This is a genomic window from Pseudomonas sp. p50(2008) (genome assembly GCF_015351605.1).
GTDB lineage: Bacteria > Pseudomonadota > Gammaproteobacteria > Pseudomonadales > Pseudomonadaceae > Aquipseudomonas.
In genome coordinates this window covers 71,797-90,294 of sequence record NZ_JACMYF010000011.1, presented here as the reverse complement: position 1 = coordinate 90,294, position 18,498 = coordinate 71,797, and the positions used below count along the sequence as shown (strand labels likewise).

General features: G+C 61.2%; 20 protein-coding genes. 12 read left to right on the top strand and 8 right to left on the bottom strand.

Annotated features, from left to right (window positions below; translation table 11 throughout):
• Positions 1-30: 30 nt before the first annotated feature.
• From H7698_RS27460 to H7698_RS27435, 6 genes are all read right to left on the bottom strand, one after another.
• Complete coding sequence (locus H7698_RS27460; RefSeq protein ID WP_194693469.1) at positions 31-552, bottom strand: cytochrome C; 522 nt, start codon at positions 550-552, stop codon at positions 31-33.
• Between the two features lie 353 nt (positions 553-905).
• Entirely contained in the window at positions 906-1,427 is a 522-nt protein-coding gene (locus H7698_RS27455; RefSeq protein WP_194693468.1) for a methylamine dehydrogenase light chain, read from the bottom strand.
• An 18-nt stretch (positions 1,428-1,445) separates the two neighbouring features.
• Positions 1,446-2,072 (bottom strand): methylamine dehydrogenase accessory protein MauD, encoded by a 627-nt coding sequence (mauD, locus tag H7698_RS27450; protein ID WP_194693467.1) that lies wholly within the window; start codon positions 2,070-2,072, stop codon positions 1,446-1,448.
• A gap of 3 nt (positions 2,073-2,075) precedes the next feature.
• Entirely contained in the window at positions 2,076-2,615 is a 540-nt protein-coding gene (locus tag H7698_RS27445) for a MauE/DoxX family redox-associated membrane protein (RefSeq protein WP_194693466.1), read from the bottom strand.
• A gap of 12 nt (positions 2,616-2,627) precedes the next feature.
• A complete protein-coding gene (locus H7698_RS27440; protein WP_194693465.1) occupies positions 2,628-3,776 on the bottom strand; it encodes an amine dehydrogenase large subunit in 1,149 nt (382 codons plus the stop codon).
• A gap of 226 nt (positions 3,777-4,002) precedes the next feature.
• Positions 4,003-5,481 (bottom strand): ATP-binding protein, encoded by a 1,479-nt coding sequence (locus tag H7698_RS27435; protein WP_194693464.1) that lies wholly within the window; start codon positions 5,479-5,481, stop codon positions 4,003-4,005.
• 260 nt (positions 5,482-5,741) lie between these two features.
• Between H7698_RS27435 and H7698_RS27430 the strand changes: the two genes are divergently transcribed.
• The 9 genes from H7698_RS27430 to feaR all read left to right on the top strand — a co-directional run bounded on the left by H7698_RS27430 (position 5,742) and on the right by feaR (position 13,748).
• Complete coding sequence (locus H7698_RS27430; RefSeq protein WP_194693463.1) at positions 5,742-6,905, top strand: acyl-CoA dehydrogenase family protein; 1,164 nt, start codon at positions 5,742-5,744, stop codon at positions 6,903-6,905.
• Between the two features lie 25 nt (positions 6,906-6,930).
• Positions 6,931-7,302 (top strand): hypothetical protein, encoded by a 372-nt coding sequence (locus H7698_RS27425; protein ID WP_162441144.1) that lies wholly within the window; start codon positions 6,931-6,933, stop codon positions 7,300-7,302.
• 3 nt (positions 7,303-7,305) lie between these two features.
• Entirely contained in the window at positions 7,306-7,776 is a 471-nt protein-coding gene (locus H7698_RS27420; protein WP_194693462.1) for a nuclear transport factor 2 family protein, read from the top strand.
• Positions 7,773-8,918, top strand: a complete 1,146-nt coding sequence (locus H7698_RS27415; RefSeq protein ID WP_194693461.1) for an amidase — start codon at positions 7,773-7,775, stop codon at positions 8,916-8,918. Before H7698_RS27420 ends, H7698_RS27415 begins: the two co-directional genes overlap by 4 nt.
• A 23-nt stretch (positions 8,919-8,941) precedes the next feature.
• Positions 8,942-10,225 carry an aromatic ring-hydroxylating oxygenase subunit alpha gene (locus tag H7698_RS27410; RefSeq protein WP_194693460.1) on the top strand — a complete coding sequence of 428 codons (1,284 nt, stop codon included), beginning with the start codon at positions 8,942-8,944 and terminating at the stop codon, positions 10,223-10,225.
• The gene (locus H7698_RS27405; RefSeq protein WP_194693459.1) at positions 10,222-10,722 is read left to right on the top strand and encodes an aromatic-ring-hydroxylating dioxygenase subunit beta; all 501 of its coding nucleotides are present in this window, start codon (positions 10,222-10,224) and stop codon (positions 10,720-10,722) included. The genes H7698_RS27410 and H7698_RS27405 overlap by 4 nt, the downstream gene beginning before the upstream one ends.
• Positions 10,723-10,732: 10 nt before the next feature.
• Entirely contained in the window at positions 10,733-11,473 is a 741-nt protein-coding gene (locus tag H7698_RS27400) for an SDR family NAD(P)-dependent oxidoreductase (protein ID WP_194693458.1), read from the top strand.
• Positions 11,474-11,725: 252 nt separating this feature from the next.
• The gene (locus H7698_RS27395) at positions 11,726-12,676 is read left to right on the top strand and encodes a PDR/VanB family oxidoreductase (RefSeq protein ID WP_194693457.1); all 951 of its coding nucleotides are present in this window, start codon (positions 11,726-11,728) and stop codon (positions 12,674-12,676) included.
• Between the two features lie 151 nt (positions 12,677-12,827).
• Positions 12,828-13,748: a transcriptional regulator FeaR gene (gene feaR, locus H7698_RS27390; RefSeq protein WP_194693456.1), complete on the top strand. Its 921-nt coding sequence runs from the start codon at positions 12,828-12,830 to the stop codon at positions 13,746-13,748.
• A 195-nt stretch (positions 13,749-13,943) separates the two neighbouring features.
• Here feaR and H7698_RS27385 read toward each other — a convergent pair whose 3' ends face one another.
• Positions 13,944-14,573: a response regulator transcription factor gene (locus H7698_RS27385; protein ID WP_194693455.1), complete on the bottom strand. Its 630-nt coding sequence runs from the start codon at positions 14,571-14,573 to the stop codon at positions 13,944-13,946.
• Positions 14,574-14,832: 259 nt separating this feature from the next.
• Here H7698_RS27385 and hpaC point away from each other — a divergent pair, with 259 nt between their 5' ends.
• Both hpaC and H7698_RS27375 read left to right on the top strand, forming a co-directional pair.
• On the top strand, positions 14,833-15,345 hold the full coding sequence (gene hpaC / locus H7698_RS27380; protein ID WP_162440370.1) for a 4-hydroxyphenylacetate 3-monooxygenase, reductase component: 513 nt from the start codon (positions 14,833-14,835) through the stop codon (positions 15,343-15,345).
• 634 nt (positions 15,346-15,979) lie between these two features.
• A complete protein-coding gene (locus tag H7698_RS27375) occupies positions 15,980-16,294 on the top strand; it encodes a DUF6124 family protein (protein WP_194693454.1) in 315 nt (104 codons plus the stop codon).
• 192 nt (positions 16,295-16,486) lie between these two features.
• On the opposite strand, the gene H7698_RS27370 is transcribed toward H7698_RS27375, so the two are convergent.
• Complete coding sequence (locus H7698_RS27370) at positions 16,487-17,809, bottom strand: hypothetical protein (protein ID WP_194693453.1); 1,323 nt, start codon at positions 17,807-17,809, stop codon at positions 16,487-16,489.
• 281 nt (positions 17,810-18,090) lie between these two features.
• On the opposite strand from H7698_RS27370, the gene H7698_RS27365 reads away from it, so the two are divergent.
• Positions 18,091-18,480, top strand: a complete 390-nt coding sequence (locus H7698_RS27365) for a c-type cytochrome (RefSeq protein ID WP_194693452.1) — start codon at positions 18,091-18,093, stop codon at positions 18,478-18,480.
• Positions 18,481-18,498: the final 18 nt, after the last annotated feature.

Genomic DNA, 18,498 nt, shown 5'->3' with positions numbered 1-18,498 from the left:
TCCCTTCAGGCCAGTGGCGAAGCTTTGGCCTCAGTTGTTCATCCCGTCTTCAATCGCAATGCCTTGTGCGCGCATCGCCCTGATCAGCTCGGCACGGGTGCCGGGCAGGTTGAGCATGGTTTTTGCGCGCAGCTGCGTGACTTCTTCAGCGCTGTAGGGCTGGTAGTCGTCGGGCAGGCTTTTGCCGGCCATGCCGTCTTTGCGCATCAGCCAGTTGAGCAAATCCGCCAGCTGGGCATTGTTCAGCGCGGACTGTGACATACCCGGCACGCGCACGAGGAATTCGCGACCGCCCGGTACTTTCAGGAAATTGCCGACGAACCCGGTCATCCGTGGCGTGTCATTGGCCGGGGAACCCATGCCGTTGCCCAGGTGACACCCGGCGCATTGCAGCTGGTAATTCACACCGACGCTGTAACCGGCGTCGGCGATGGGTTTTTGCGCTTCTTCGTTGCCCGGTGCGTGGCGTTGCGCCGGGTTGGGAATGGCGCGGGCGTAGGCCTGCGGCGCGGTCATGACGCAAACGAGACTAAGAAACAGCAAACTACGCATGAAAAACACCTCTGCAATTAACCTCGCTTTATGTAGCAGCTGGCGAAGCCTGCGTCCGGCTGCACTGTGGCGAGGGGATTTATCCCCGTTCGGCTGCGCAGCAGTCGTGAAGATTAGGGGGCCGCTGCGCGACCCAACGGGGATAAATCCCCTCGCCACAGGGTTCTGCAGGTGCTACGGGGATAAATCCTCTCTCCACAGGGTTCTGCAGGTGCTACGGGGATAAATCCTCTCTCCACAGGGTTCTGCAGGTGCTACGGGGATGAATCCTCTCTCCACAGGTTCGCCAGCTACTACAGGAGACTCTGTCCATCAGTGCCGTCGATTGGGGAAGCAATCGACGGCCGCGCGCCCTAAACAGCGACGCCGCGGATGATCGAAACGGTGCAGTGATAGATGTGCGATTTGGCGGCCAGGCACCAGTTCACATCGTTGTTGTTGAACGGGCGGTAAGCCGGTTCTTCACTGTCGTTACGGGTGCAGGCGCATTGGGCGCAGCTTTGTTTACCGCAGCAGTCGTTGTACGAAATGATGTAGTCCTTGCCATCCGCCGGGTTGCGGCAGGTGCCGATCCAGGTGACTTGCGACGCTTCAGTGCCCGGCGGGCACGACGTCACCGAACCACCGCAGCAGCTGCACAGAAAGCCGTCGATGGAGCAGTAGCGCCAGTAGTCGCAGCTATTCGGATCACCGGGATCGCCGGCTTTCGGGTTATCGGCGGCCAGGGCCTTGCTGGTGCGATCCAGCGGCAACAGCAGAGGCAGCGCAGCCCCGGCGACCATCAGCGAGCCCATGCGCGCCAGCAGTTTGCGACGTGACGTGGTGTCAGCGACGCGGCGCGACGAGCGTTCAAACAACAGATCCAGCAATCTCATAACAGTCTCCCTGCCTTATCAGTGGCTATGGCCGTGGCTGTGGTCATGCGCATGGGGATGCGGCTGGCTGTTCAGGTAGTCCTGCAGCGTGGCGCTTTTCAGATGCTCGACTTCGAACAGGCTGTCCAGATGTTCCCGGGAATTGACCAGGCCCTTGGCGCGCAGGGTGCCGGCCTTGTCGATCAGCGCGGCGTACGGCAGCTTGCCGATCTGGTAGGTCATACCCACTTCCGGCCCGACCACGTAGGTGACGTCGTCCAGTTTGTGTTCGCGGATCAGTGCTTGCTGGGCCTCCATGTCGCCGTCACTGATGAACACCACGTCGAGACGATCAGCCTGTTCCTTCGCGATGGATTTGATGGCCGGCAACAGCGACTTGCAGATCGGGCAGGTCGGCGAGAGGAAGAACAGCAACTGAGATTTTTCACCGGCGTAACCGAAGTTCACCGGGCGCCCGTTACGGTCGGAGGCCGTGACTTGCGGCGCAGGCTCGTTGACGGCCACGCCTTTGTCGACCATCAGAGCGCCTGCCGGGGCGATACGGCCGTGCAGTACGCCAATCTGACGCACCAGACCCATCACGGCGAATGCCAGGGCCAACAACAAAATCCAGAGCAACGCGTTGGAAACGATTAAGCCTTCCATTGATCACCTACCAATCAGTTTGTGCAGAAGAGGGGAGTTCGCCAGCAAGCCATCGGCTGCGGCGTATATCAGCAGTGCGACGGCGCTGGCGAAGAGGGTCACAAAGCCGTCGAAAACGTTCAGGTCGCGGACAATCGGCGCCACGCTGGCAAGCAACGCAAGGCCGACCAGCACGCTGTTACGCAGCAGCAGGACAGGGCGCAACGGTTGCGCCTGGTCCGGGCCGGCACAGCCGCAGTCGATGTCGCGACGACCGCGCCACAGGTTGATGCCGATAGCGGCGGCGTACAGCGCGATCAGGCTGGCGGCCGTCAACGCCGCCCATGACCGGCTGACCGGCACCAGCAGCGCGAAGGCGATTGCCAGTTCAACCGCCGGAATCACCCGTGCGCTCGGACGCACCAGCGCCTCGGGCAACAGCTGATAGTCCGCCAGCTGTTTGGCAAAGCGTGCCGGCGCACGCAACTTGTGGGTCGCGGCGCTGGCCAGCAACACCGCGATGGCGAGTGCGCTGGCAATGATGAAGATCGGATCGATGTGCATGGCCGAACCTCGTTAGTAGCTCATGACCTGAGTCGCCGTCTTCGCGACTTTCGGCATGCTGCCAGTGAGCGTGTTGGATGTGAGGTCGAAGATCTGCAAGCCGCCTTCAACGTCGGCACCGAGCAACAGCGGTTTGTCGTCGCCGGTCGCCTGCATGCTCCACACCGGAACCGGGGCTTGCAGGGTCGCCACTTTTTTCCGGGTGTTCAGATCGAAGACCCAGATCAGCGGGCTGGGGTCTTCCCACTTCATCGGTTCATGGGCGTCGTGCATCAGCACGTACAAGCGGTTGAGTTTTGGAGCGACTGCCATCAACTGCCAGCCACCCGGCGCCCAGCCGGCTTTCTTTTCTTCATCGTTGGTCAGCGACCAGGACGGCAGGATCTTCGGCGCGTCGCCGGCGAAATCCACCGGGCGGACGGTGCCGGTCGTGGTGGTGAAGTAGTAGGTGTCGCCGACGTTGACGGCGCGCTCTACCAGCTTCTCCGCATTGGGGTCGAAGAACGGCGTGCGGCTGCGCGCGGTTTCCAGGCCCTGATCATTCAACGTGACCACCTGCAAACTGCCGTCGCCGCACAACGAGGCGAAGCGGCGGTTACCAACCGGGTAGTTGAGAACGCAACCGGGAATGGCGATCTCCGAGGTCACAGCCTTGGCCTGGGTGTCGACCACGGTGACCGAGGTCGATGGGGTGAAGTTGTAGACGTAGACGAAGCGGTCATCGCTGCTGGTCTTCAGCCCGTAACGCTGGGTCAACGACTCGGCTCGCTTGGTCGGAATCAACAGTTCCCAGGCCGGCGCGAGGGTCGAGCTGTCCCAGGCGGTCAGCACGTCGGTCCGTGTTCCACGGGTGCCACGGGAGTAGAAGATGTCGGCGCTGTAGAGGGTTTTCTGATCGTGGCTGAGCGTCGAGGGCGCCGCAAAACCGGTCGGGACCATGCCAAGGATGCGTTTTTTGTCGGGGTCGACCACGGTGACACGGCCGACCACGAAACTTTCGAATTCGACATCGACGACAAAGGCCCGGTGGGCTTGCGGCGGAAATGGCAACACAGTCTGGCCGATCGTGTCAGCGGGCAAATCCGCGCTGGCATTGTTCAAACCGAGTACGAGCAGGCTGATACTCAGCGCTGACTGTACGGTGATCCTGGTGGCTCGCATTAGGGGGAACTCCCTGAATTATTGTTCACGCGAATCGCGGGTGCAGAGGCAGATTTTTGCAGTTCGATTCTGCCCTGCCGGGGAAACGGGAGAATTGCTGTGGCTGCCAAGTGGTTGTGTGTCTGTGCCAGTCTTCAGGGCCGCCTTTCGCCGAGCCGAAATTGCACCGGCTTCGCGAGCTCGCCACATGGGCAGTGCAGGGTGAAAGGGGGGGCGGTGCGGGACGTCAGGGAGCGGCGAGGGGAAGGGAGAAGGTGAATACCGCTCCGCAAGGTGTCAGGTTCTGTGCCCAGATGTCGCCGCGGTGGCGCCCGATGATGTTTTTGCACAGCGCCAATCCAATGCCATTGCCACTGACCTTGGACGAGAAAAACCCGTCGAACAGCTTTTCCTGCGCCTCGGCCTGGATGCCCCGGCCGCTGTCTTCGATGCGCACCAATGCTACGTCATTACCCTGGCTGGCCTGGATGCGCAGCAGGCGGCGCTCGACGGGCAGGTCGCTCATTTCTTCAATCGCATTGAACGCCAGGTTCAATATCACCTGGCCGATCAACACTTTCTCGCAACTCACCCACAGCGGCCTGTCGCTGGTGACAATCTCCACCCGGACGGCACTCGGGTCCGCCCGCAAGCTGATGAAGTAGCGGGTCTCGCATAACAGTCCATTGAGGTCGATCCGCTCTTCGCTTTGCTCCAGTTTCACCACGTAATCGCGCACGCTTTTGATGATCAGCGACGCATGCTCGATCTGCCTGACGGCGTTTTGCAAACCCCAGGCCACGCCCTGGTCGCCGGATTGATCCTTGCCCAGCCGAATCACCGCGCCCTCGATGAAATTGCGGGTTGCCGCCAGTGGCTGACTCAGTTCGTGGGCGATGGCCACGGCCATTTCACCCATGGCGTTATAGCGGGCCAGGTACTCGAGTTTTTGCTCGCTCACCCGCCGGGCCTCTTCAGCGCGTACCTGTTCGGTGACGTCGCGAAACAGCAGCAGGTGGCCCACCAGATCGTCTTCAATCTCGATAAAACGGCACGTTGCCTCATGCCAGCGCCATTCACCGTCGCGCCGTTGCACGTGGTAATGCACGCTGAACGGCGCGTGCTCCGGCGTTTCGCTGGCCAGTTGCGCGAGCAGGCGTTGATGCGAGGCATCGTCACACCAGTCGAGGAAGTTCTTGCCGATCAACTGGCGCTCTTCGCCCTTGAGCAGGTGCGCGCCGGAGTCGCTGATAAAACGGATATCACCCTGCGGACCGAGCACGGCAACGCCTTCGGCCAGGTCCTGCATGAACGCCTTGAGCCGGCTTTCGAAGCGCTTGAGATCACGCTTGACCTTGTCTTCCCTGGAAATGTCGCGGAACTGCACCATCAACACATCGCGCCCGTCCAGATGGACCAGGGTGGCGACCGCCTCGGAAAGAATCTCCACCCCTTGCTTGGACCGATAACACCATTCAATGGCGCGCTGGCCGGTGCGTGCGGCGCCTTCCAGCCAGCGTAAGCCCACCGAGCGCCGGTACTTGGGCGCATCACGGGTCATGTCCGGCGCTTTGAGCGGCGTCAGTTCTTCGAGGGTGAAACCCAGCGCGTTCAAGGCAGCGGTGTTCGCCCACAGAATCTCCTTGTTGTGGGCATCGTGAAGAATGATGCACAGCGGCATGGCTTCAATGAGGGTGTAGAAATCATTCGGTTTTGGCAGGTACATCGCGCGGCCCTTGGAGGCGGAAGGTTCCACTACGGGTGAACGTGGAAGTATGGCTTTTTATACCGGCTTGCGTGTGGGGATGCGCTCAGAGGTTATCGGGGGAGGGCTAGGGGATTTCTTTAGCCGGGGGGTGACACGCACCAATAGTGGCGGCCCAAGGTGGTTTTTACACTGAGCCTCAATGCAAGGCATCACACACCTCGGTGCAAGACGGAGGTGCGGCGTGGCCCCACCAACAATAAGCAAAACGGAGAAAGCCCATGCTGCGTTCAGCGGTTGCGCAACAAGACGCTCTGATCGGCATTGACGAGAATGTCGTCGACAGCCACGCCTTTGCCAAGGTGCTGGAGGAAGTGCGCCAGCGTCGGGATGAATTCGACGCCGGCTCCCATGTGCCACGGGATATGATCGAGCGCTTCAAGCAGGTCGGCATCTACCGTGCGGCGACGCCCAAATGCTTCGGTGGCGACGCGTTGGCGCCGGCGCTTTTCCTTAAGATGATCGAACGCATCTCCGAAGCCGACGGTTCGGCGGGCTGGGTGGCCAGCTTCGGCAGCGCCGGTGTCTACCTCGCCGCTTTGCCGCGGGAAACCCTGGCGGAACTCTACGCAGAAAGCCCTGACCTGGTATTCGCCGGCGGGTTGTTTCCGTTGCAACCGGCCGAGACCGCCGAAGGCGGCTGGCAGGTCAACGGCACCTGGAAATTCGCCAGCGGTTGCAAAGGCGCTGACCTGCTGGGTGTTGGCATCGGTGCCGCTGGCGGCAAGCCTCGCACCGCCGTATTCCGCCCGGAGCAGGTCGAGATCGTCGAAAACTGGGAGGTGGTCGGCCTCAAAGGCACCGGCAGTCACGACCTGCGCGTCAGTGATAAACGCGTCGATGAACGCTGGACCTTCATCCGTGGCGGTGCCGCAACCATCGACGAACCGCTGTTCCGCTACCCCTCTATTGCCTATGCCGCGCAAGTGCTGGCAGTGGTCAACCTCGGCCTGGCCCGTGCGGCGCTGGACGAAATCAGCCGCATGGCGGGCGGCAGCGGCATCACCGGCGCGCCGAAATTGTCGGACCGCGCTTATGTGCGCATCGAAATCGCCAAGGCCGAAGCGCAACTGGCTGCCGCACGCAGCTTTTTCTACGGCGCCACCGAACAGGTGTGGAACTCGATCGTCGCCGGCAACCCGGTCACGCCTGAACAGACCAGCCTGTTGCGCCTGTCTGCGATTCACGTGTCCCAGGCCGGTGCGCAAGTGGTGCAAAGCGCTTACAGCCTGGCCGGCACCACCGCCATTTACCTGCGCCATCCACTTCAGCGCTACCTGCGCGATTCGATGGTGGTCACCCAACACGCCTTTCTCAGCGAAGGCCTGTACGACGGCGCCGGCTCGGTGTTCCTCGGCGTACCACCGTTCCCTGGTTACATCTGAATTTTCCATTCAAGGATAAACACCCATGTCCCAGACCACCCAAGAACCGTTGCGCGTCGTTTTTTGCATCGGCATCACCCAGAACTTTTTTGACCTGCCCACCGGCGAAGGCCTGAGCGTGTGGAAGGGCTTCAGCCAGATGATGGGCGATCTCGGCGCCATGCCGGGCATCACCGTGCTCGGCGCCATGGACGATGACCGCCTGATGGTGGGTCCGTCCACGACGTCGCCCTGGACCGTCTACATCATGGCCGACGTCGACTGCCACCAAACGGTGATCGACGCCTGCAACCTGTTCCGCACCACGCCGGTGAACGAGTACAGCCTGTGGCGCTATGCCAAGGTTGAAGCGCGTATCGGTCGCCCATTGACCATCCCTGAAGCAGCCCGGGTCTGAGCCATGAACGAGGCCTTGCTGCAGCGTCTCGAGACGCTCGAAGGGGAAAGCCAGGTGCGCCGGTTGATGGCGCGTTATATGGACCTGTGCGATGTGCCGAGGGCCGAGACCCAGGTTCATGAACTGGCGCAATTGTTCGCCGTTGACGCGATCTGGGAAGGCGTCGGCAGCCAGACTGCACAGACCTTCGGCCAACACCGGGGGCGCGACGCCGTGGCCGCGTTTGTCGGGGGGTACCTGCCACCGTCGGATCACTTCCGGCTGAACCTGCATTACCTCACCAGCGAGTCGATTGTGGTTGACGGCAGCGGGGCGCAAGGGCAGTGGATCATGCAGCAGATCTCCACCTATGCCGATGGTCGCAACGAGTTGTTCGGCACGCGCTTGAACATCGATTTTCGTCGCGTCGACGGTGTCTGGCTGATTGCGCATTTCCGCACGCAACGCCTGTTCAATACGGAGCTGGGCGCATGAGCATCTTTATCAGCGAATTCCTCCTCGGTGGCAGCGGCAAGCGCGTCGCCATCAAGGATTCCATCGACATTGCCGGCCACGCCACCCAATCCGGCAGCCGGGCCTTTGCCCACGCGTTGCCGGCCCTGCGCAACGCTGAGGTGGTCGATGCGATCCTCGCGGCGGGTTGGCAAATCGTCGGCAAGACCAACCTGCACGAACTGGCGTTTGGCGTCACCGGCATCAACGACTTGACCGGCACACCGATCAATCCGCAAGCGCCGGACCGGGTGCCAGGCGGTTCGTCCAGCGGTTCGGCTGCCGCTGTTGCCGCGGGGTTGGCGGACATCGCCATCGGCACCGACACCGGCGGTTCGGTGCGGGTGCCAGCGGCGTGCTGCGGCATTGCCGGGCTGAAACCGACCTACGGCCGCGTCAGCCGCGTGGGTGCACATCCGGCCGCCTCCAGCCTCGATTGCGTAGGGCCTTTTGCGGCCAGCATGGATGACCTGATCGCGGCAATGGAGGTGATTTGCCCTGGTTTCCAGGCTCAGGGTTTGCCGTCGAGCAACGCCTCGGTGGGCTTTCTCGACGTGGCCTGCGATGCGCAGGTGCGAGCGTGCCTCGTCGCAGCCGCCGACCGTGCCGGCTGGCGCCGCAGCAGCCTGCAATTGAGTGAATTCGAAGCAGCGTTTGCCGCCGGCTTGACGGTGATCAATGTTGAAAACTGGGCCGCGTTCGGCCACCTCACCGGCCAGGGCCTGATCGGGGCGGATGTCGAGATGCGCCTGTTGGCCGCCAGCCGCACCAGCGCTGCCGACCTGGCTGCAGCCGAACAGGTTCGTACGCGCTTCAGCCACCAGGTGGATGCCGCGCTGGAGCAATTTGAAGTGTTGCTGTTGCCGACGATGCCAAGCCTGCCTCCCACGCTGATCGAAGCCCGCAGCGCGAGCAAAGCCGTGGCCGGCATGACCCCGCTGGTTCGACCTTTCAACCTCAGTGGCCATCCGGCGCTGACGGTGCCGGTGGAACTCGATGGCGGCGGGTTGAAAGTCGGCCTGCAAATCGTCGGACGAAAAGGCCAGGACGAACAGGTCTGCGCCTTCGGTGCGCAGCTGCAACAAAGCATGGCCGGCGAACGTCCAGCCTCCCAAAAATCATAAAAACAAGCCATGAGGAGAACCACATGAGCACTCATGAATATCGGCTGATCGCCTCGTCGAAAAGCCCGGATGACCTGGTCCAGCATGACCGCGTCGACGTCTCGCTGTACAACGATCCCGCGCTGTTCGAGGCCGAGCTGGAGAAGATTTTCTACCGCACCTGGGTGTGGGTTGCCCACGAAAGCGAAGTGCGTAACAGCGGCGACTTCAAGACCGCGACCATCGGCCGTCGTCCGGTGATTGTGGTACGCGACAAGAAGAACACCATCAATGTGCTGGAAAACCGTTGCCGCCACCGTGGCGCCACCGTGTGCGAAAAGCACAAAGGCAATGCCACCGGTTTCACTTGCCCGTACCACAGCTGGTCCTATGGCCTGGACGGCAAGCTGCGTGCGCTGCCGTATCCGGATGGCTATGAAGGCATTCTGGAAAAGTCCGAGCTGCCACTGACCAGCCTGCGCGTGGAAAGCTACGCCGGCATGGTGTTCGCCAGCTACAACGACGAGATCGAACCGCTGGAAGACTTCCTGGGCGGTGCCAAACACTGGATGGACCTGTTCATGAAGCAGGGCGCCGGTTACCCGATCAAGACCCAGGGCGAACACAAGTTCAGCTTCAAGGGCAACTGGAAGATCCAGCTGGAAAACACCACCGACGGTTACCACTTCCCGATCGTGCACAAGTCGTTCATGTCGTCGGTGGATGAAGAAACCTCGGAAATGCTCTCGTTCATGACCGATGAACAAGCGGTGACCCATTCTCTGGGCAACGGTCACAGCGTGATGGTGATGGTGCCGGAGCACGTCGATCTGGATCACGACGACGGTACCGAACAGTTGCAGGAGCGCTTCGCCCACGTCACCGAAGAACTGTCGAAGACCATGCCGGCGGATCAGGTGCGGCGCATCGTGCGTTCGCTGCACGGCGCGGGTTTCAACCTGAACCTGTTCCCGAACGTGGCGATGTCGATGTCGTTCTTCCGCGTGCTGCGTCCGGTGTCGGTCACTGAAACCGAGATCCGTCACGTGGCCCTCGGCATGGACGGCGGCCCGGAAATCGCCAACCGCGAGCGCATGCGCATTCACGAACACTTCCAGGGCCCGTTCGGCTTCGGCAGCCCCGACGATGCCGAAGCCTGGGATCGCGTGCAGCGCGGCTCGTATGCCGGCGTCGACGCGCCAATCCTGGTCAACCGCGGCCTGAACCGCGAAATCACTGCTGAAAATGGCGACAAGGTCAGCCACGCCACCGACGAGGGCGGCATGCGCGGTGCCTACGACATGTGGAAAAGGATGATGAGCCAATGAGCAATCACGACACCCTGAACGGTTTTTCCGGCCCGCTGGCCCAGGCCATCGAATTCATCTGGCGCGAAGCCGAACTGCTTGACCGCAAGCACTACGCCGAGTGGGCGACCTTGTGGAGCGAGAGCGGCCTGTACATCGTGCCGATCGACCCGGAGACCGAAGACTTCGAGGCGAACCTCAACTACGCCTACGACGATGCGCGCATGCGTGACCTGCGCATCGAACGCCTGACCGCTGGCTACTCGCCGTCGGCCGTGGACGCGGCGAAAACCATTCGCAGTGTCTCGCGCTTCCGTCTTGTGGAAGCGGCGGGCGACCTTGTCGAGGTCAACTCGGCGCAGCTGCTGTACGCCTACAAGCGCGGCGTGCACACGCCGTTCGTGGCGGACCTGAACCACCGCATCCGCTTCACCCATGGTGTGCCGACCCTGGAACGCAAAGTCGTGCGGCTGATCAATTCCACCGACAGCCTGAGCGCGCTCGGCTTCCTTCTGTGAGGGCACCATCATGAGTCGAGTAGCCCTCGTAACGGGTGCTTCACGCGGACTGGGCGAGTGCATCGCCCGGCGTCTGCACGCGGCAGGTTATCGCGTCGGTCTGGCCGATGTGCGCCTCGACGGCGTGCGGCGTCTGGCTGCCGAACTGGATAGCAGCGGCGCGAGTGCCGTCGCCATCGAACTGGATGTGCGCAACAAGGCCGATTTCGTCCGGGCGCGTGACCTGCTCACCGAGCGTTGGGGCGGTACGGACATCCTGGTGAACAACGCCGGCGTATCGAAGGTGGCGGCGCTGATGGACATCACGCCCGAAGAGTTCGATGAGTCGATGGCGATCAACCTGCGCGGCACTTTCGTGGCGTGCCAGGTGTTCGGCGCGCATTTTGCCGAGCGTGGGTTTGGGCGCATCGTCAACATCGCCTCGCTGGCCGGGCAGAACGGCGGCACCGCCACCGGCGCGCATTACGCGGCGGCCAAGGGCGGTGTTGCGACGCTGACCAAGGTGTTTGCCCGTGAACTGGCGGCACACGGCGTGACGGTCAACAGCCTCTCGCCGGGTCCGCTGGATTTGCCGGTGGTGCGTGAAAGCGTGGCGCCTGAGCGTCTGGAACAGATTCTGAAAATGATCCCGGCAGGCACCCTCGGTGACCCTGGGTTCATCGCCGACGGCGTGTTGCTGTTGATCGCCGATAACGCTACCTCTGTCACGGGCGCGTGCTGGGACATCAATGGCGGGTTGTTCATGCGCTGAACATTAATGTTGACCGCCCCACGAACCCTGTAGCAGCTGCCGAGCCTGCGAGGCTGCGTCCGGCTGCGAAGCAGTCGCAACCCGGTTTGCACAGTCTTTATGAAAAATCGCATTGTCTGGTTTTACGACTGCTTCGCAGCCGGACGCAGCCTCGCAGGCTCGGCAGCTGCTACAGGGACCGTGGGGGTTAGCAAGGCCGTAGTGGTTAGCAGGTTTTTCATTCACAAAAACAACCGTATTTCAGGTGACTCAATGATGAAGGTGAAGATCGAAAGGATCGTCGACGAAGCGCTGGATATCCGTTCCTTTCGCCTCGTGCGCAGTGACGGCCAGCCGCTCGACACTTATGAACCGGGTGCCCATGTCGACCTGACCGGACCGACCGGGGTCACGCGTCAGTATTCGCTGTGCAGCCCGCCACAGGATCGCCGTGCGTACCTGGTGGCGGTCAAGAAAGAGGCACAATCGCGAGGCGGTTCGCTGGCGCTGCACGAAAATGTGCAGGAAGGCATGGAGCTGGAAATGGGCTCGCCGCGCAGCCTGTTTCATCTCGACCCGAGTGCCACCGAGCACGTGCTGTTCGCGGCCGGGATCGGTGTCACGCCACTGTTGAGCATGGCCTATCGATTGACAGAAAGCGGTCAGCCGTATCGCCTGCACTACTTTGCTCGTTCGCCGGAGTACGCCGCTTTTACTGATCTGTTGGCCACCACGTTCGCCAACCACGTGCAGTTTCACTACGGCATCGAGCCCGCTGATCTGGACGCCGCGTTAAGTGAGTGCCTGAACCAGGCGGGCAGCGCCGCCCATGTCTACACCTGCGGTCCGGCGCCGTTCATGAACAAAGTGGTGGAAGTGGCGGCTCGCAGCCGCGGCGATGACGCCATTCACCTCGAACACTTTGCCGCCGATCCGGCCGCCAATGCCGGCCCCAGCGGCGGTTTTGAAGTCGAACTGTCCAGTTCCGGCGTGGTGCTTCAGGTGCCCGCCAACACCAGTCTGGTCGATGTGCTGCAGGCCCACGGCTGCGACATCGATACCGAGTGTCGCGAGGGTATCTGTGGCACGTGCATCGTCGAGGTGCTGGACGGCGTACCGGAGCACCGCGACAACTGTCTGTCGAACAAGGAAAAGGCCTCCAACAAGCAGATATGCGCCTGTGTTTCCCGCGCTGTTTCCGCTCGTCTGGTATTGGACCTGTAATTGCATTGAACACTGGCAAGCGTAAGCCTGAGCCGGAAGAATAGCGCTCCGGCGGCCGTCGAGGGAGGAGACAGCCAGGTACGACTATTTGCCGAACCGCTCGACGAAGCGGTCGAAAAATAACAATAAATACGCGTGAGGCTTTGCAGTGATGATGACTTCTTCGGCGGTTCGCAACGAGGCGTTCGAACATTGGTTAAGCCAGGTCAACCAGGCGTGTGGGCGCTTCGATGCCCGCGCGCTGGACACGGATTTCTACGGTGAACTGGCGGAGTTTCGCAGTGGTGCGATCAACCTCAGTGTCGTCGATATGGCGCACGTGCACCTGTATCGCACCAGCAAGGACGTCAGTGTCAGCAGCGATGGTCATTACTACGCGGTGTTCCAGATGCGCGGCAGTTCGCAGCTGGAGCAGGGCGGCAACCGCGCTCAGCTGGGGTGTGGCGACATCGCCCTGATCGATGCCTGCCGCCCGAGCGACATGACCTACAACGACGACTCCCGGCAGTTGTCATTGATCCTGCCACGCCAGGTGGTCGAGCGTAGCTCGCACCTCAAAGCGCTCAACTGCGCCACCCGTATCTCGGCCAGCACACCGCTGGCGGCGATGGCCAACAAACTGGTACTGGAAACCCGGCAGCAGGAAGGCCTGGACATGCAGGAAAGCGAGGCGGTCCTCGATGCGCTGGTCAGCCTGTTGTTACCGGGGATCAGTGCCCACGACATTGGCGGGGACGCCCATGAACGGCAGTTCCGCAAGATCATCGCTTACATCGACGAACACATCAGCACCGAAGAACTGTGCCCCGAACTGATCGCGCGCGAGGTGGGAATATCGGTGCGCGGTTTGTACCGGATGTTCTCCAAGCGCGGCCTGGTGGTGGCGCAATACATCAAGCACCGCCGCCTGGATTTCTGCGCGGAAAACCTGCGCCGCTCCCGCGATGAACAGAAGCTGTCGGCGCTGTGTTACGCCTGGGGTTTTTCTGATTCCAGCTACTTCTCTTCAGCGTTCAAGTCACGCTTTGGCGTGTCACCCGGCGTGTATCGCAAGCGGTATAGCCAGAACTGACCACACATCCTCTGTAGGCGCTAGCCTGCTGGCGATGGCGGAGTGTCAGGCGGCATTGATTTTGGATGTGATGGCCTCATCGCGAGCAAGCCCGCTCCCACATTGGGATGGGGTGAACACTAATCTTGTGACGTCCCCATCCCTTGTGGGAGCGGGCTTGCTGGCGATGGCGGCGTCATGATCGCCGCCAATCACTTAGTGCCGCACAGGCTCATCAGCCGGCAGATGCAGCACTTCTCTCACCAGCATGGCGATGCTGGTCACGCCCATTTTTTCCTTGATTTTGGTCCGGTGTACATCAACGGTTTTCACGCTGATGTTCAGTTCCCGGGCGATGACTTTGCTGGCCTTGCCATCCACCACCAGCATCAATACTTCGCGTTCCCGGCTGGTCAGCAGCGCCAGCTTGCCTTGCATGTGCTGGCGCTGCTGCTGATCGGCCTGGGCATGCACGGCGACCTTCAACGCGGCCTGGATGCGGTCGATCATCTGCTGCGGGTTATAGGGTTTTTCAACGAAGTCCAGCGCGCCGTTCTTCATGGCGGTCACCGACATCGGAATATCGCCATGGGCGGACACGAAGATGGTCGGCAAGGTGCTGCCGCGCTGGTTGAGGATTTCCTGCAGTAGGAAGCCGCTGGTCTCGGGCATGCGCACGTCCAGCACGAGGCACGCGGGCTGTTTGGGATCGTATTGGCTGAGGAACTCTTCAGCGCCGGCAAAGCATTGCGCCTGCACGCTCACCGACTCCAGCAACCACGCCAGTGAGGTGCGCAGGTCTTTGTCGTCATCAACGATGTAAACAATCGGTTTGCGGTTTTCCATCAGGGACTGCCACGAGAATTTCTAATTATTGTTTTCGCACGCGAGCACGCTGCGGCGGACATCAGCTCTCATCGGAGCCAGTCTGCAGAATACCCACTGCGAAGGGCTGTGACGATAAAGAAACCACCTAGTCGACTAGCGGAAAGCCAACCTCGTCATGGGGATCGTCAGGATAGTTGTGCACGCCGTCGGGCTTTAGTCTTGTTCCATCACCTACGGGCCGCGAACGGGCGGTCCTCCTGAAGGAAGGGGCATCGACATGGCCGACCTGAGCCAGCAGCAAATCGACTTTCGCAACGCCATGGCGCAGTTGCCTGCCGCGGTGAACATCATCACCACCAACGGCCCCGGCGGACGCTGCGGCATCACCGCCAGCGCGGTGTGCTCGGTGACCGATTCGCCGCCGACCGTGTTGGTGTGCGTGAACCGTGGCAGCGCGACCCACGATGTATTTCGCGCGAACGGGCGCCTGTGCATCAACGTCCTGTGCGGCGAGCAGGAAGAGCTGGCCCGGCACTTTGCCGGGATGACTAAAGTGTCGATGGAGGAGCGGTTTACCTGGGATTTGTGGGACGGCGGTGAAACGGGTGTGCCGGTGCTGCGAGATGCGCTGGTGCAGCTGGAAGGGCGGATCAGCGAGTGCAAGGAAGTGGGGTCGCATTCAGTGATGTTTGTGGAATTGTCGAAGGTCGGCATGCGTGGGGAAGGGGATAGCCTGGTGTATTTCAATCGGCTGTTTCACCGATTGGAGCATGCGGCTGCGGCCTGCTGAATCCACCCCGATCCATGATTCAATGCCGCTGAACCGCTGAACCGCTGAACCGCTGAACCGCCGCACGCCTAATCGCCGCACGGCGACATCGCTCTATGTAGCAGCTGGCGAAGCCTGCGTTCGAGTGCGAAGCAGTCGCCAAACCAGACAACGCGGTGTTTCAGGTGAGCCGCGTGCTCAGGTTTTACGACTGCTGCGCAGTCGGACGCAGGCTTCGCCAGCTGCTACATAGAGCGGGTCGGTGGCGGGAAAAAGGGGTGGTTCGGTCTGGGTGAAAATGAGTGTTTTAAGTGCGTGTTTAATTGCGTTTAAGGATACGTCCTGAAAGCTACGCCAGCTTGCGTAACGACCTACGACTACGCCAGAATCCGCCGGCTTGTGCGCCTTGGGCACCCTCGGTAACTTGATTCGCGTCACTGATTTCCAGTGATCGGGTTTAGCAGCCCGTGGTGATACGAAGTGCATTTAGCGGTTCATGCAGTCAGGTGATTTTGTACCTGCATTTCATGGTGGCTATGTGCAGGGCGCCTCAGGGCGCGCCGGTTTCGTGTCTCCCCGGTCTGCTAACCTGCGCATAGCTGCCACCCTTCGTTTAGCAGCGATTTGGTGACGGCTCCAAGACCGGAGCACGAACATGATCAAACCAACACCCAATCCGCCAGACACCGGCCCAACCCTCAACCACGCCTCATTCGCCGACATCAAAGCCACCCCACGCACACTCCCCACCATGTTCATCGTCAACCCCGAGCTGGACGTCGAAACCCTCCTGGCTCACGCCTGCGAATCGCTGGCCTCGGCCAATGTCATGGCCATCGACCTGGCCGATCATCTGGAAGGACCGAGCCGCAACTCCCTGCTCGGCATCGCGCAAGTCATCATGCTGGGGGAGCTGGCGGTGAACCGGGCGCTGGATCGATTTGAACCGCCCGAAGACTTGAATACCTGAACGCAACCCTCACGGCAAAACCCTTGTAGCAGCTGGCGAAGCCTGCGTTCGGCTGCGTAGCAGTCGTAAAACCTGAGCACGCGGTTCAACTGATACACCGCGTTGTTGGGTTTTACGACTGCTTCGCAGCCGAACGCAGGCTTCGCCAGCTGCTACAGAGGGGTGTGGTACGCCTTCCATGTGGCGTCGGGCTTAGAACGTCGTGGCGAAAATCACCTGGCTGTAGAGGTTCTTGTCGTTGTTGCCCAACTGCGTACCACCCTGATCGGCGCTCTTGTCCGGCTGGAACAGGCCGATCAGCGGCATCACGCTAAGGTTTTCATTGACGTGCCACTCGGCGTACAGGTCGGCTTCGTGGCCATCGGCGTTGCCCAGGTTGCGATCGATGGTGTCGAAATTGAAGTACATCGCACCTACCGTCAGGTTCTCCAGTGGCGAGACGCTGAACTTGACTTGCTGGATGCGCGCGTTGCTGTTGAACGGACCGGCATAGTTGCCCGCCACTTCACCCTGGAACCAGGTGCCGAAGCCACGGCTGAAACCGTAGAACAGCGTGTCGTAGCCTTCCGAGAAACGGCTGTAGCGGTAGCTGACATAGGGCGACCAGGCTACGTCGGAAAAGGTCCAGCCGGCTTCCAGGTACCAGGCGTCTTCAGTCGAGGTGTGAGGCTTGTCCTGTTTGGCGTATTCGCCGGAAAGGAACAGGTCTTTGACGCCGGCATTGCCGGTAGCGCGCAGGCTGTAGGTCTTCATGCCGTCGCGTTCGAGTTGAGTCGGCGAGGCGTACTGCTCGTCGGCGTCGGTGGTGTCGATGTAGGTCAAGCCGACGGTACCGACGTCGGACACGTGTTCCAGTGTGCCCACATACATCTGCGTCATGGCCTGGGCGCGGTTGTTGGATTTCAACCACATCAGGTCGCCACGCCAGCCTTCCTTGCCACCGATGCGCAACACGGCGGTCTCATCGAACGCCTTGCGCGCGGCCAGCCAGTAGGCGCCGCCACGGTTGAACTCACCGTCGGCCAGGCCCTTGCCCATGTTCAATGCGTCGCCATCAATCAGGAAACCGTCACCGACCACGATGTTCTGGCGGCCGAAGGACAGGTCGATACCGTCGTCCCCCAACACCGGGAACAGGTCTTTCGAACGCCAGCCCAGGTAAGCGTCTTCGAATTTTGTGGTGCGTTCCGAACCATCGCTGAAACCCGCGGCATCGCCGTCGCCCCAGGTGCCGGAGCTGAGCAGGTTCGCGGCGCCATACGCGGTACCTGCGCCAGCCAGACCCTTGTCAAAACTCAAACGGTATTTGAGATAGCCCTCGCGCCATGACGATGAGCCTTCGTCGAGACGGCCCGACAGCGCATAGTTTTCCTGGCTGTGGAAAATGCCGAAAACCGCTTCCAGGGTGGCGTTCAGGTGGGTGTCGTCGTCGGCGTACAGTTCATAGGCGCCGGCGTGACTGGCGCTGATCATCAGCGCGAGCGTCGAGAGGCGAAGCAAGGGGGACTTGAGCATCGTGTGGCATCCGTTCTTGTTCTTGAACGCAGGGTTGCGGTCTCTTTCGATACTACGGCCGTGAACTTTTCCACCCTTTTGTGTGGTTGCCAAAGAGTTGGTTGTGCTTGCCAAAATGCCTGGTTTGGCAGCCCCGCCAATACGACTGGCACGCAGGGAAAATCCTGCGCATCGATGACCATCGACAATCCGTACCAACCCAGCCGATGCCTCCCGCACCGGCCTTATCAGTGTTGGTGTTCGTCGCCTGACGAGCACGCGGATTTCAAGGTCGTTTTCTTATGTTCACCTCGCTGCGATTGCCTCTTTTCGGTCTGCTGTCACTCACCCTGGCCAGCGCCGCGTACGCCGCTGACTGCACACCGGACCAGGGCCACGGTGCCCAGGTGTTTGCCAATGAATGCGCGGTCTGCCACTCGGTCGCCAAGGGCGAGGCGGGCATGATGGGGCCGAATCTGGCGGGCGTGGTCGGGCGCAAATCCGGTTCGCTGGCAGGCTTCAACTATTCCCAGGCCATGCGCAACAAAGACATCAACTGGCAAGCCGAGAACATCGCGCAACTCATCACCCAACCCCAGGCATTCGTGCCGGGGACTTACATGCCTTACATGGGGCTGGCCTCGGCGGAAGACCGTCAGGCGGTCGTGTGTTTCCTCAAAGAACAACAGTAATCAACCGGTTTTCCGGTT

Coding starts and splice junctions, on each gene's coding strand:
- H7698_RS27460 (WP_194693469.1), bottom strand. CDS start 552: ATGCGTAGTTTGCTGTTTCTTAGTCTCGTTTGCGTCATGACCGCGCCG.
- H7698_RS27455 (WP_194693468.1), bottom strand. CDS start 1,427: ATGAGATTGCTGGATCTGTTGTTTGAACGCTCGTCGCGCCGCGTCGCT.
- mauD (WP_194693467.1), bottom strand. CDS start 2,072: ATGGAAGGCTTAATCGTTTCCAACGCGTTGCTCTGGATTTTGTTGTTG.
- H7698_RS27445 (WP_194693466.1), bottom strand. CDS start 2,615: ATGCACATCGATCCGATCTTCATCATTGCCAGCGCACTCGCCATCGCG.
- H7698_RS27440 (WP_194693465.1), bottom strand. CDS start 3,776: ATGCGAGCCACCAGGATCACCGTACAGTCAGCGCTGAGTATCAGCCTG.
- H7698_RS27435 (WP_194693464.1), bottom strand. CDS start 5,481: ATGTACCTGCCAAAACCGAATGATTTCTACACCCTCATTGAAGCCATG.
- H7698_RS27430 (WP_194693463.1), top strand. CDS start 5,742: ATGCTGCGTTCAGCGGTTGCGCAACAAGACGCTCTGATCGGCATTGAC.
- H7698_RS27425 (WP_162441144.1), top strand. CDS start 6,931: ATGTCCCAGACCACCCAAGAACCGTTGCGCGTCGTTTTTTGCATCGGC.
- H7698_RS27420 (WP_194693462.1), top strand. CDS start 7,306: ATGAACGAGGCCTTGCTGCAGCGTCTCGAGACGCTCGAAGGGGAAAGC.
- H7698_RS27415 (WP_194693461.1), top strand. CDS start 7,773: ATGAGCATCTTTATCAGCGAATTCCTCCTCGGTGGCAGCGGCAAGCGC.
- H7698_RS27410 (WP_194693460.1), top strand. CDS start 8,942: ATGAGCACTCATGAATATCGGCTGATCGCCTCGTCGAAAAGCCCGGAT.
- H7698_RS27405 (WP_194693459.1), top strand. CDS start 10,222: ATGAGCAATCACGACACCCTGAACGGTTTTTCCGGCCCGCTGGCCCAG.
- H7698_RS27400 (WP_194693458.1), top strand. CDS start 10,733: ATGAGTCGAGTAGCCCTCGTAACGGGTGCTTCACGCGGACTGGGCGAG.
- H7698_RS27395 (WP_194693457.1), top strand. CDS start 11,726: ATGATGAAGGTGAAGATCGAAAGGATCGTCGACGAAGCGCTGGATATC.
- feaR (WP_194693456.1), top strand. CDS start 12,828: ATGATGACTTCTTCGGCGGTTCGCAACGAGGCGTTCGAACATTGGTTA.
- H7698_RS27385 (WP_194693455.1), bottom strand. CDS start 14,573: ATGGAAAACCGCAAACCGATTGTTTACATCGTTGATGACGACAAAGAC.
- hpaC (WP_162440370.1), top strand. CDS start 14,833: ATGGCCGACCTGAGCCAGCAGCAAATCGACTTTCGCAACGCCATGGCG.
- H7698_RS27375 (WP_194693454.1), top strand. CDS start 15,980: ATGATCAAACCAACACCCAATCCGCCAGACACCGGCCCAACCCTCAAC.
- H7698_RS27370 (WP_194693453.1), bottom strand. CDS start 17,809: ATGCTCAAGTCCCCCTTGCTTCGCCTCTCGACGCTCGCGCTGATGATC.
- H7698_RS27365 (WP_194693452.1), top strand. CDS start 18,091: ATGTTCACCTCGCTGCGATTGCCTCTTTTCGGTCTGCTGTCACTCACC.